The sequence below is a fragment of the Palleronia abyssalis genome (assembly GCF_900302445.1).
Classification (GTDB): domain Bacteria; phylum Pseudomonadota; class Alphaproteobacteria; order Rhodobacterales; family Rhodobacteraceae; genus Palleronia; species Palleronia abyssalis.
Genome location: NZ_ONZF01000011.1, coordinates 107,724 through 119,496, shown reverse-complemented (window position 1 = coordinate 119,496; position 11,773 = coordinate 107,724). Strand labels below are relative to the sequence as shown.

The following is an 11,773-nucleotide window of genomic DNA, read 5'->3' as shown; positions in this document are numbered from 1 at the left end:
CGGGCAGCGGCAAGACCGATTTGATGACAACAGGGACCCTGTGCATGAGCTTGAACCAACTTCTGACCCTGTCCGGCCAGGTCAACGACCTTCTCAACGCCAGTTCGATCCTGTCGTGGGACGCGCGGACGATGATGCCGAAAGGGGGAAGCGAGACGCGGTCCAAGCAGCTTGCGACGTTGACCGTCGCCGCGCGGGATCTGCTTTGCTCGGACCAGATGAAGCACGCGCTTGACGGTGCGGAAAAGGATGTCGCGGGCCGCGACGACGAGGATCCCCAAGCCCGCATGGTCGCGCAGGTCCGCGAGGCCATCACATATCACGAGCGTATCCCGGCCGAGCTTCTGCGTCGCAAGACCGAGCTTGGCGGCATCGGGCACGATCTTTGGGCCGAAGCGCGCGAGAAGGCCGATTTCTCGATCTTCGCGCCGGCGCTGAAGGACATGGTGGCGATCAGCAAGGAGATGGCCGAGGCCATCGGCTATGAGGATCACCCCTACGACGCCCTGATGTACCGGTTCGAACCGGGCACGACGACGGCCGAGTTGAAGTCGCTTTTCGCCCGCCTGCGCGAGGGGATGCTGCCGCTGGTTCGGCAGATCGGCGAGGCGCAGCAGCCCGAGGCGGAGTTCCTTTATCGCGAGTTCCCGGTCGAGGCGCAGATGGAGTTCGCGCTGAAGATGGCGCAGCGGATCGGCTACGACCTGCACCGCGGGCGGCTGGACACCACTGTGCACCCGTTCGAGATCAGCTTCACCCGCAATGACGTGCGCATCACCACGCGGGTCAACCCGCGCTGGATGCCGATGTCCCTGTTCGGTGCCCTGCACGAGGCGGGCCACGCGATGTACGAACAAGGCGCCGATCCGGCCTATGTCCGCACGCCGCTGGCGACGGATCTCGTGGGCCTCTACGCCGTCTCGGGCGTCAGCTTCGGAGCGCACGAAAGCCAGTCCCGCCTATGGGAAAACCATGTCGGGCGCAGCCGGGCCTTCTGGCAGAACCACTTCGCGGACATCCAGTCGGCCTATCCCGGCACCCTCGACGATGTGGACGCCGAAGCCTTCTACAGGGCGATCAACCGGTCCCGCCCCAGCCTGATCCGGGTGGAGTCCGACGAGCTGACCTATGACTTCCACATAATGCTGCGCGTCGAACTGGAAAGCCGCCTGGTCGAGGGAAGCCTTTCGGTGGACGACCTTCCTGACGCCTGGAACGCCGCGATGAAGGAATATCTGGGCGTCGACGTGCCGGATGATGCGCAGGGCGTGCTGCAGGACGTGCACTGGTCCTCGGGCCAGATCGGCACATTCTGCAACTACACCATCGGCAACATCATGGCGGCCCAGCTGTTCGAGACCGCGATGGCCGAACAGCCGGGGATCCGCACCGCGCTGGATCAAGCGGATTATGCGCCGCTGCGCGAGTGGCTGGATGACAAGGTTGCCCGCCATGGGCGCCGGTTCGGCCGGGACGAGTTGTTGCAGAAGGCCACCGGACGGACGCTCGACCCCGAACCCTACATCCGCCACCTCACCTCGAAATATTCCGAGATCTACGGCTTGGCCGCCTGACGGCAGGGAGGAGAAACCATGACCACGCCGAATACCGCGCGCCTCGCCAAGCGGGTGAAACTGTCCGAGGAACACCTGATAACCCGGATGCTCAACATCGCGGGCGACTTGCCTGACGTGATCAAGCTGGGCCGTGGCGACCCGGACCTCGACACGCCGCCCCATATCATCGAAGCCGGGCAGAAGGCGCTGGCCGACGGTGCGACGCACTATACGCACCCCGCCGGCATCCAGCCCCTGCGCGAGGCCATCGCGGGCCAGATCGCCGAATTCGGCGGGGCCGACTATGCGGCGGACGAGATCCTCGTGACCCCCGGCGGGCAGCACGGCATGTTCGTCATCGCGCTGGCCCTTCTGGACCCCGGCGACGAGATCATCGTCCCGTGTCCGGGCTACAACCCCTACCAGCAGGCAGCCGAACTTGCGGACGCCACGGTGGTCAAGGTGCCGATGGGGATGGAGACGAACTTCACCCTCACGGCCGAGATGATCCGCCCGCACCTGACCGAAAAGTCCAAGGTGCTGACGCTGATCAACCCCAACAACCCCACCGGCACGGTCACCCCGCCCGAGGAGGTCAGGAAGATCGCCCAGCTGGCGATCGAGCATGACCTGATCGTCATCTCGGACGAAATCTACGCTCGTCTGACCTTCGGCAACCACAAGGTTCTTTCGGTCGCCACGCTGCCGGGGATGCGAGAGCGGACGATCACGCTGTCGGGCTTTTCCAAGGCCTACGCGATGACGGGCTGGCGGGTTGGCTACCTGGCGGGACCGAAGGATCTGATTACCCCGATGACCGAGATCAACCATGCCTTCGCCATCTCCGTCGCGGGCGTCAGCCAGTACGCCGCGCTCGCCGCGGCCACGGGGCCGCAGGACTGCGTGGACGAGATGCGGCAGACCTACGACGCGCGCCGCCGGGCGATCTGCGCGGGCCTCGACCGGATGGGGATGCGCTATGCCGAGCCTCAGGGCGGCTTCTACGTCTATGCCGACGTCGCGTCCCTGAACCTCGGGATCGGGGCAGGCGCCTTCTGCGAGCGGCTTTTGGCCGAGGGCCAGGTCATGATGTATCCCGGCACGATCTACGGCGATCACACGGACGATTTCGTCCGCATGTCGATGACCCAGCCCGTTGCCCGCATCGAAGAGGCGATGACCCGCATGGAGGCCGTCGTGAAAGCCATCCGCGCCGAAGCAACCGCCCCCGCCGTCTGACCGATACCCCCAGAACGAGAGACCCCATGGACAAGAAATCCGACAATCCGAACGTGAAGGGCATCAAGCACATGGCCTTCGCGGTAAGCGACGCGGAAAAGGCGCTCGAGGCGTATGCGCGTTTCCTTCACGTGCCGGCCAATACCGAAATCATCCATTTCCCCAAATCCGGCAACAAGGTCGCGCTCTTCCATCTCGGCGGGATCGAGTATCAGCTATGCCAGTCGACTGATCCGGACGGCCGGTTCGCGTCGTGGATCAAGGAGCGTGGCGCCGAGGGGCTGCACCACATCTGCTATGAGGTCGATGACATCGACGCCGCGCTGGCCCATGCACAGGCGCAGGGCGCGTCCTTGCGGGAATGCAAGGCGTGCAAGAAGACCGGCAGCCATGCCCATCCCGAAGGCTGGGTCGCGTTCCTCGACAACGATGCCGGCGGGATCGAGATCGAGTTCATGCAGGTCTACACGCCCGAACAGCTGAAGGCTTACGAAGAGTCGGGGGCCGTCGCGGTATGAGCACGAGCGAAAACGAAAGCCTCTCGGTCGGAACGGCGACCGCGGCGCCTGGCGAAACCGCACGCGGCCATATCGAGGTCGGCATGCTGGCCGGCGGCATAGAGGTGAGAATTCCCGTCATCGTCATCAACGGTGCCGGCGCAGGTCCGACCTTCTGGGTCAACGGCGCGATCCACGGCGACGAGCCCGAGGGCCCCCGCGCCTGCCATCTGGCGATGGAGCAGATCGACGCCGCGCAGCTTCAGGGGGCCGTCGTCATGGTTCCGGTCCTCAATCCCATGGCGTTCTCTGCGATGGAGCGTGGCAACCCGCTGGATACGTTCACATACGACATGAACCGCTGCTATCCGGGCAAGCCCGACGGCTATTACACCGACCGGCTGGCCCATGCGCACTGGACCGCCATGAACGGCGTCGCGGATATCGAGATCTCGATCCATTCGGGCGGGGCGCACAGCTTCCTCGACAAGGCGATCTTTTGCGACGAACGGCCCGAAAGCGTCGAACTGGCCAAGGCGATGGGCGAGGGGTGGGGCTGCATCATGTCGAACTTCTCGACGAGCGGCAGCCCGATGGCGATGCTGAACCAGAACGGCGCGGTCGGCATCACGGTCGAACTGGGGGGCCGTTCGGCGACCTCGCCCGACGCGTTCCGGCGGGTGACGTCCGAGCTGGCGAAGTCCATCGTGAATATCTGCAGGCATTACGAGATGCTGCCGGGCGAGGCGACCTATCCCGACCCGTGCTACAAGGGGGCGCAGACCGCGCTTCTGGCCCCGGCATCCGGCATCTTCCTTCCCGCCGAGGGGGTCGCGTTCCTGACCATGATGAAAAAGGGTGATCCGATCGCCCGCATCGTGGATGTCTGGGGCGACGAGGTCGGCAGCCTTGCCGCGCCCGCCGACGGTATGTTCTTCGGTCTTCGCGCCTTGCCGAACGTACAGGAAGGCGACTGGTGCTGCTTTTACAACATCGTCGAGGGTACCCGTGACTGACGGGGCCGATGGCTCCGCCCGGTCCGGGGCAGGGGGGTGGTCGGACGGGCGCGATCTTGTCGGCTATGGTCCCAATCCGCCGGACCTGCGCTGGCCCGGCGGCGCGGGGCTTGCCCTGAACTTCGTTCTGAATGTCGAGGAAGGCGCCGAATACTCCGTCGGCCTCGGTGACGGTCGGTCCGAGAAAGCCCTGCTGGAAGTGCGCGCCTCGCGCGTGCCGCAGGGCGACCGCGATCTGGCGTCCGAAAGCATGTACGAATACGGCCAGAGGGTGGGGTTCTGGCGTTTGCACGACCTGTTCCGGGACCGTGGCCTGCCGCTTACGATCTTCGCCAGCGCGATGGCTCTGGAAAGAACCCCCACCGTCGCGGAAGCGATCCGCGATGCGGGGTGGGACGTCTGCGCCCACGGCTGGCGCTGGGTCGAGCACTACATGCTGGACGAGGCGACCGAGCGCGAGCACATCGCCCGTGCGCATGCGAGCATCGCGCGGACTGTCGGCCGTCCGCCGAAGGGCTGGTACTGCCGCTATGCGCCGTCCCCGCGGACCCGGGCGCTGCTGGTCGAGCATGGCGGCTATCTCTACGACAGCGACGCCTACAACGACGATCTTCCTTACTGGACGGATGTGGGCGGGGCGCGGCATCTTGTGATCCCGTATTCGATGGTCACGAACGACGCGAAATTCGCGTCCGGCGATGTCTATGCCGCGGCCGATTACACGGCCTTTCTGACCGACACCTTCGATGTCCTTCTGGCCGAGTCGGCGTCCAAGGCGCGGATCATGTCCGTCGGCCTGCATTCGCGCGTCATTGGTCATCCCGGGCGTCTTGCCGGACTGATGCGGTTTCTAGATCATGTGCAGCGGGCCCCGGGCGTCTGGATCTGCGGGCGCGACAGCATCGCCGAGCATTGGCAGAAAGCGGTTCCGCGATGACCGGTCCTGTCATTCGGATCCGTCCACTGGACGAGGGCGCCTTTGCGCCGTTCGGAGAGGTTGTGGCGCCGCCGCGGAGCGGAGATCGCCGACGCTTCTACAGTCGCCATTTCGCCGATCGCCCGACGCGGTCCGACCCGGTGGTCCATGTCAACAGCGTCCCCCCATCCGAGCTGCCGCTGGCTTGCACCGGGATCGAACGCCACCCCAGCGCGGCCCAGTGTTTCCTGCCACTCGACGTGGCGCGGTACGTGGTGATGGTCATGCCGTCCAGCGCCGATGGCAACCCCGACCTTGGCCGCGCCGCCGCGTGGGAGGTGCCGGGAAACCGGGGCGTCATCTACCATCCGATGGTCTGGCACATGGGGGCGACTGTCCTCGACCGGCCGGGCAATTTCGCCGTGCTCATGTGGCGGGGCGGCCAAGACCCGGATGACGAATTCCGCAACATTCCTTCGATGACCCTGATCCGCTGACCTTCTGGGGGCCCAATGAACGACAAGACGCTTTCCCTCTATGTGCCGGCCGTCACGCCGTTTGCCGATGATCTGTCGCTCGACCTGGGTCGCCTCGTGGCGCATGCGAGGGCTGTCCTCGATGCCGGGGCGCATGGGCTGGCCCCCTTTGGATCGACCAGCGAAGCGAACTCCCTGACGCTATCCGAGCGGATGGCCGGGCTCGAGGCGCTGATCGACGGGGGTATCGGGGCGGACCGTATCATTCCCGGAACGGGCTGCTGCGCCCTTGGGGATACGATCGAGTTGACCCGCCATGCGTCGGACCTTGGCTGCAAGGGCGCGCTGATGCTGCCGCCGTTCTTCTACAAGGGTGTGCCCGACGAGGGGGTTTACGACGCCTATGCCCGCGTGATCGAAGCTGTCGGTCGGAACGATACCCGCATCTATCTGTATCACATTCCCCAGATGACCGGGGTGCCGATCACCTTGCCTCTGATTGACCGTCTGCTGGCCAGTTTCGGACCCGTGATCGCCGGTCTGAAGGACAGCTCGGGCAAATGGGAGAATACAGAGGCGGTGATCCGCGCCTTCCCGCAGATCGACGTCTATTCCGCGTCGGAGGCGATGATCCCGCAAAATGCTGCGACCGGTGGGGCGGGCTGCATCAGCGCCAGCGCGAACGTGAACCCCGCGGGCATCCGTCGATTGATCGACGCGCTGGGCACCGAGGCTGAGGCCACTGCGCACCGTCAGGTCGCTGCCGTACGCAAGCTGTTCGAAAGTCTGCCGCTGATCCCCGCGATCAAGGCGGCCGTCGCGGTCCAGCATGACGACGGGGCTTTCGCGCGGGTGCGGCCCCCGCTGCGGCAGATCCGGCCGGACCACGACGCCGCCATCGCCGAAGCGGTCGCTCTTGCGGCGCAGGCTTCGGGATGAGCCACTCGCGCGGCCATGTCGTCGTCACCGGCGCGGGCGGGTTCGTCTGCTCGGCCGTCGCCATCGCCCTGAAAGAGGCAGGCTGGCAAGTGACGGCCATCGACCGGGCCTTCGACGATGAGGCCAGGGACCGATTGGCCGGTGTCCGTCTGATTACGGTTGATCTTCTGGCGACCACCGACGTGCTGCAAGGGATCGCGCCCACTGCCCTGATCCATGGGGCTGCGTTGACCGTTGCACCCGAAAAGGTCGGAATGACACGCGCCGCCCATATTGCGACCAATATCGAACTGCTGACGCGCATGATGTGCGCGGGACGTGCTGCGGGCGTCGATCGGATGCTGTTCCTCAGCTCGACCGGCGTGTTCGACAGTGGCGACGGGGTTGGCAAGGCGCGCTTGACCGAAGATGTGGCCCCGGCAGGGCAAGGCCCCTATGCCGCCGCAAAGCGCGCGGGCGAAGAGATTACCACCGGCGCAGCCGAAGACGGTTTCGCGACGCTGACCGTGCGACTGGGCAACATCTTCGGACCTCACGAGGCTCGGCGCCCGTCGCGACCGCATCTCGGCCTTCCGCACCGGATGAAGGCCGAGGCACGTGCGGGCCGCATCACTTCCGGGTGCGCGGGGGCGGTGCGCGAATGGGCGTGGTTGCCGGACCTTGCCGGGGGGCTGGTCGACCTTCTTGCCGCCTTGCCCAAGATGCAGCCCGGCGTGATTCATGCGGGGACCCCGCCAGTGATGTCGGACGCGGAATTGGCTGAGCGGATTGCGCCTGGCTTTCCGCACGACTTCGAGATGTCCGGTCCCTTGCGTCCGCCCATGGGCACCGCTCGTCCGTCGCCGATGACGGACATCGAATGGACCCCGGTCAACGATGGCCTGGCGCACCTGAACCTGTCCGGAACTGCGGCATGAGCACACCGCTGCGGTTCGTCGTCGTGGGCTTGGGCGCAAGGTCCCGGACGTGGCTTAGGGTCATGCAGGCGTCACCGGACGTGCAGATCGTCGGCCTTGCCGATCCCTCGCCCGCGGCCCGCGACGCGGCGCTCAAGCTCCTCCCGGACGCGACGGTGGCCGCGGAAATCTCGAAGCTGACCCAAATGGTTGAGGCCGATGTCGCCCTTCTGGTGACGCCGCCCGGGGGACGCGAAGGGCAGATCGAGGCTTGCCTCGCCGCGAAGCTGGATATCCTGGCCGAGAAGCCGCTGGCAGACGATGTTTCCTCTGCCGCGCGTCATGTCCGCGCCGCAGAAGCGGCAGGCCGTACCCTTATCGTCGGGCTGAACTTCCGGTTTCTGCCGGTAACCGTCGCCCTGAAACAGGCCTTGAACGCGGGCATTGTCGGCGCGCCCGAATTCGCCCGTTTTACTTACGAGCGTTGGCGTGACGGTCAGCTGCCACACCTGAACAAGTATCCACTGGTCATGGATCATCCCATGCTATGGGAACAGTCGATCCATCACTTCGACCTGATGCGCCATGTCTATGGGAAAGAGGTCACGCGCATCCATGCGCGTACGTTCAACCCATCCTGGTCGATGTACCGGGGCGACGCCAATGTCTTCGCCCTGCTGGAGTTCGATGGCGGGCTTCACGTTTCCTATCAGGGCACGTGGGCAGGCGGGGTCGATCGACTGGATTTCGACTGGCGGACCGACTGTACCGAGGGGGTCCTGATCCAGCGCGAGATGTTCGGAGATCTGGTGATGGCGCGTCGCCACGATACGTCCTTTAAGCCGGTTCCGACGCTTCCCCATGAGCCGTGGATCACGGATGCCGCGGCCCTGCTGGAGATGGCCGTGGCGGCGTTCAGGGGCACCGGGCCGGTCCTGTGCTCGGGCCGTGATCATCTGCAATCGCTCCTGATGCTCGCCGCCTGCATCCGGTCCTCGGACCGACGTGCGCCGGTCGAGATCGAGGAGCTGCGCCAGGAAATTATCCAACCGGAGGACACGCCATGATCAGACTCGGGATCGTCGGGGCCAGTTTCGCGCGCGACGCCTACCTGCCCGCCCTCGCGCATATCGAAGGGGCGAAGGCCGTGGTGCTGGCCTCCAGCCGGATGGAAAGCGCGAAAGCCGCCGCAGAACCCCACGGGATTGAGGCCGTCTACGACGACTGGCAACGAATGTTGAGCGAGCAGGAGCTCGACCTCGTCTGCATCGCCACGCCCACGGTGCTGCACGCGCCGATGGTCAAGGCCGCCATCGCCGCCGGGGCCCATGTGCTGTGCGAGAAACCAACGGCGATGAACGCGGGCGAGGCGCGCGAGATGCTGGATGCCGCCAGATCGGCCGGGCGGCTGCACATGATCGACCACGAACTGCGCTTCAATCCCAACCGCGCCCGGATCGCCGAGATGATCGCAGAGGGCGATCTGGGCGAGATACGGCACGTCAACATCACGAATATCGGTGCGTCGTGGAACGACCCGGCGGGCAGGCCCAAGGGCGACTGGTGGTCCGACGCATCGCAGGGCGGCGGCAGGCTGGGGGCCAACGGATCGCATCAGGTCGACACTCTGCGCTGGTGGCTGGGTGAACCTGCAAGCGTGGTTGGGCAGGCGCTGACCGTCGTGCCGGACCGGGTGGACCCCAAGACCGGCGAAAGCTGGACCGCCACCGCCGACGACCTGAGCCACCTGACGCTTCAGATGGAAAGCGGCGCGCTGGCGCAGGTCTTCATGTCGGGCGTCGCCGCCGCGAACATGGGGAACGAGACGCAGATCTTCGGCTCGAAGGGGACGATCACGCTGTCGAACTCGGACGAGCGGATGTATTTCGCGAAGGCCAAGGCCGGATTCGAGGAGATCACGGTTCCCGACCCGAACGCGGACCTGCCCGGACTGAACAAGGGGATCTGGAACGTCTCGGTCCTCGAAGTTCTGCGCGAGATGACGTCTGCCATCGCCGAGGGGCGCGAGCTGGAGCGCGGCGCCACCTTCGTCGACGGGCTGCGCAACCAGATGGTGCTCGACGCCGTCATCGCCTCGAGGGAGGAGCGGCGCTGGATCGACCTCGACATGGGCTCGGCCACATGAAGCCCCTCGGCGAACAGCACGTCGTCGTCACCGGCGCAGCGCAGGGCCTCGGGGCCGCGTTGGCGCGTGCCTTCGCGGAAGCCGGCGCGCGGGTCAGCGTCATGGATCGCGAGGCGGAGGCGCTGACTGCCCTGGCCGCAGAGATCGGGGCCAAGGCCGCGATCTGCGACCTGACGGATGCGGAAGCCACGGCGGACGCCATCGGCGCGATCCGGGCCGAGGCGCCGGTCGACACGCTGATCCACAACGCGGCGATCCTCAGGCCGCAGCCGTTCCCGCAGGTGGACCTCGCGACGTTCCGCGCCACGATGGATGTCGGGATCGAGGCCGGGTTCCTGCTGGCGCAGGCCGTCTGGGGGGACATGGCCGGGCGGGGCGGCGGCGCGCTTGTCTTCGTCTCGTCGCAATCGGGCATCAAGGGCTTCGCCGAGGAAACCGCCTATTGCGCCGCGAAACATGCGCTCGAAGGGCTGTCGAAATGCCTTGCCCTCGAGGGCGCGGGGCAGGGGATCGTCTCCTGCACCGTGACGCCGGGCATGTATATGCGCACCCCCATGTCGGAACGGAACTACCCGCCCGAACTCAAGGAAAAGTGGGTCGATCCGATCCGGCTCGCCCCCGCCTTCCTCCACATTGCTAAGACGCGCGATCCGGCCCTGTCCGGGCAAAGGCTCGACGCGTGGAAACTCAGCCAGGAGACCGCCAGATGAGCGACATGCAGCAGATCTACGACTATATCGACGCCCATGCCGACGAGTTCATCGCCGACCTGCAAAGCTTCGTGCGGCAGCCCTCGGTCTCGGCCCAGGACATTGGCCTGCGCGAGTGTGCCGAGCTTGTCCGCGACATGATGCACCGCGACGGGCTTCCGGCCGAGTTTCACGAGCTGCGCGAGGGGCCGCCCGTCATCTTCGGGCATATCCCGTCCAAGACCTCGAAGAAGAACATGCTGTGCTATTCGCATTACGACGTGCAGCCGCCCGAGCCGATCGAAGCCTGGACCCATGGCGGTCCCTGGTCGGCCGAGATCGTGGACGGCGTGCTTTACGGTCGGGGTGCCACCGACAACAAGTCGGGCGTGATGGCGTTCAACAAGGCCGCCAAGGCGTTCCTGGCCGTGCGGGGCGACGTGCCCGTGGGCCTGAAGCTGCTGATCGAGGGCGAGGAAGAGATTGGGTCGCCGAACCTTGGCCCCTGGGCCGAACAGAACAAGACGCTTCTGGAGGCGGACGGGATGCACTGCCTCGACGGCTCGCTCGAGGTCGGGCCGAATGTCCCGGATGTCTCGCTTGGGTTGAAATCGGTCCTGTTCGTCGAACTGGTCGCCCGTGGTGCCAGGTCGGATGTGCATTCTCTGAATGCGCCGCTTGTGCCCAATCCGGTCTGGGACCTGATTCACTGCTTGGCCACGATCATGGATCGCGACCGGAACATCCTGATCGAGAACTGGGCCGAAGGCATTTACGTCCCCGACGAGGATCACGAGGGCTTCCTTGCCGACAAGGCCGCCCGGATCGACTTCGACCTGCTGAAGGACGAACTCGGGGTCGAGGAATTCGCCCTCGGGCGGACCGGCGTGGACGTCGTCCGCGCCCGCACCTACGAGCCGACGGCCAACATCCAGGGGGTCATCGGCGGCTATACGGGGAAGGGGACCAAGACCATCGTTCCGGCCGAGGCGCGGGTGCGCATGGATTTCCGCCTGATCCCGAACATCCAGCCCGACGTCGCCGCCCGGAAGCTGCGCGATCACATCGCGGCGCAGGGCTTCGACAATATCGAGGTCAAGACCTTCGAACGCGCCGAGGAACCCTACAAGATCTCGGCCAAGGAGGATATCAGCCAGGCGATCATCGCCGCCGCGCACGAGGTCTATGGCGAGCCACCCATCGTCAACGGGGTTTCGGCAGAGGGGGCGATCCTGCGCCATGTCTGGATCCCGTGCGTCCTGACGGGTTTCGCGAACCCGGGTTGCAATCTGCACGCTCCGGACGAAAACGTGCATATCGACAAGTACATCAAGGGCATTAAGTATGCCGCGGCGATCATGGAGCATTTCGGGAAGAGTTGAGGCGCGGCACCGGGCCTGAAA

The 11,773-nt window shown here is 65.7% G+C and carries 12 protein-coding genes; all 12 read left to right on the top strand.

Annotated features, from left to right (window positions below; translation table 11 throughout):
• Positions 1–44 precede the first annotated feature (44 nt).
• The 12 genes from PAA8504_RS18110 to PAA8504_RS18055 are packed head-to-tail and all read left to right on the top strand — an operon-like array spanning position 45 to position 11,752.
• Complete coding sequence (locus tag PAA8504_RS18110; protein WP_108895551.1) at positions 45–1,574, top strand: carboxypeptidase M32; 1,530 nt, start codon at positions 45–47, stop codon at positions 1,572–1,574.
• Positions 1,575–1,592: 18 nt separating this feature from the next.
• Positions 1,593–2,795 (top strand): pyridoxal phosphate-dependent aminotransferase, encoded by a 1,203-nt coding sequence (locus PAA8504_RS18105; protein ID WP_108895550.1) that lies wholly within the window; start codon positions 1,593–1,595, stop codon positions 2,793–2,795.
• Positions 2,796–2,821: 26 nt separating this feature from the next.
• Positions 2,822–3,313 (top strand): VOC family protein, encoded by a 492-nt coding sequence (locus tag PAA8504_RS18100; protein ID WP_108895549.1) that lies wholly within the window; start codon positions 2,822–2,824, stop codon positions 3,311–3,313.
• Complete coding sequence (locus PAA8504_RS18095; RefSeq protein ID WP_108895548.1) at positions 3,310–4,308, top strand: succinylglutamate desuccinylase/aspartoacylase family protein; 999 nt, start codon at positions 3,310–3,312, stop codon at positions 4,306–4,308. Before PAA8504_RS18100 ends, PAA8504_RS18095 begins: the two co-directional genes overlap by 4 nt.
• Positions 4,301–5,245, top strand: a complete 945-nt coding sequence (locus PAA8504_RS18090) for a polysaccharide deacetylase family protein (protein ID WP_108895547.1) — start codon at positions 4,301–4,303, stop codon at positions 5,243–5,245. Before PAA8504_RS18095 ends, PAA8504_RS18090 begins: the two co-directional genes overlap by 8 nt.
• Entirely contained in the window at positions 5,242–5,721 is a 480-nt protein-coding gene (locus tag PAA8504_RS18085; RefSeq protein ID WP_108895546.1) for an ureidoglycolate lyase, read from the top strand. The genes PAA8504_RS18090 and PAA8504_RS18085 overlap by 4 nt, the downstream gene beginning before the upstream one ends.
• 15 nt (positions 5,722–5,736) lie before the next feature.
• The gene (locus PAA8504_RS18080; protein ID WP_108895545.1) at positions 5,737–6,639 is read left to right on the top strand and encodes a dihydrodipicolinate synthase family protein; all 903 of its coding nucleotides are present in this window, start codon (positions 5,737–5,739) and stop codon (positions 6,637–6,639) included.
• Positions 6,636–7,556 carry an NAD-dependent epimerase/dehydratase family protein gene (locus tag PAA8504_RS18075; RefSeq protein ID WP_108895544.1) on the top strand — a complete coding sequence of 307 codons (921 nt, stop codon included), beginning with the start codon at positions 6,636–6,638 and terminating at the stop codon, positions 7,554–7,556. Before PAA8504_RS18080 ends, PAA8504_RS18075 begins: the two co-directional genes overlap by 4 nt.
• A complete protein-coding gene (locus tag PAA8504_RS18070) occupies positions 7,553–8,602 on the top strand; it encodes a Gfo/Idh/MocA family protein (RefSeq protein WP_108895543.1) in 1,050 nt (349 codons plus the stop codon). Before PAA8504_RS18075 ends, PAA8504_RS18070 begins: the two co-directional genes overlap by 4 nt.
• On the top strand, positions 8,599–9,681 hold the full coding sequence (locus tag PAA8504_RS18065) for a Gfo/Idh/MocA family protein (RefSeq protein WP_108895542.1): 1,083 nt from the start codon (positions 8,599–8,601) through the stop codon (positions 9,679–9,681). The genes PAA8504_RS18070 and PAA8504_RS18065 overlap by 4 nt, the downstream gene beginning before the upstream one ends.
• Complete coding sequence (locus tag PAA8504_RS18060) at positions 9,678–10,391, top strand: SDR family NAD(P)-dependent oxidoreductase (RefSeq protein ID WP_108895541.1); 714 nt, start codon at positions 9,678–9,680, stop codon at positions 10,389–10,391. Before PAA8504_RS18065 ends, PAA8504_RS18060 begins: the two co-directional genes overlap by 4 nt.
• Positions 10,388–11,752 carry a M20/M25/M40 family metallo-hydrolase gene (locus PAA8504_RS18055; protein ID WP_108895540.1) on the top strand — a complete coding sequence of 455 codons (1,365 nt, stop codon included), beginning with the start codon at positions 10,388–10,390 and terminating at the stop codon, positions 11,750–11,752. Before PAA8504_RS18060 ends, PAA8504_RS18055 begins: the two co-directional genes overlap by 4 nt.
• The last annotated feature ends 21 nt before the right edge of the window (positions 11,753–11,773 follow it).

Coding starts and splice junctions, on each gene's coding strand:
- PAA8504_RS18070 (WP_108895543.1), top strand. CDS start 7,553: ATGAGCACACCGCTGCGGTTCGTCGTCGTGGGCTTGGGCGCAAGGTCC.
- PAA8504_RS18085 (WP_108895546.1), top strand. CDS start 5,242: ATGACCGGTCCTGTCATTCGGATCCGTCCACTGGACGAGGGCGCCTTT.
- PAA8504_RS18095 (WP_108895548.1), top strand. CDS start 3,310: ATGAGCACGAGCGAAAACGAAAGCCTCTCGGTCGGAACGGCGACCGCG.
- PAA8504_RS18105 (WP_108895550.1), top strand. CDS start 1,593: ATGACCACGCCGAATACCGCGCGCCTCGCCAAGCGGGTGAAACTGTCC.
- PAA8504_RS18100 (WP_108895549.1), top strand. CDS start 2,822: ATGGACAAGAAATCCGACAATCCGAACGTGAAGGGCATCAAGCACATG.
- PAA8504_RS18055 (WP_108895540.1), top strand. CDS start 10,388: ATGAGCGACATGCAGCAGATCTACGACTATATCGACGCCCATGCCGAC.
- PAA8504_RS18060 (WP_108895541.1), top strand. CDS start 9,678: ATGAAGCCCCTCGGCGAACAGCACGTCGTCGTCACCGGCGCAGCGCAG.
- PAA8504_RS18075 (WP_108895544.1), top strand. CDS start 6,636: ATGAGCCACTCGCGCGGCCATGTCGTCGTCACCGGCGCGGGCGGGTTC.
- PAA8504_RS18065 (WP_108895542.1), top strand. CDS start 8,599: ATGATCAGACTCGGGATCGTCGGGGCCAGTTTCGCGCGCGACGCCTAC.
- PAA8504_RS18110 (WP_108895551.1), top strand. CDS start 45: ATGAGCTTGAACCAACTTCTGACCCTGTCCGGCCAGGTCAACGACCTT.
- PAA8504_RS18080 (WP_108895545.1), top strand. CDS start 5,737: ATGAACGACAAGACGCTTTCCCTCTATGTGCCGGCCGTCACGCCGTTT.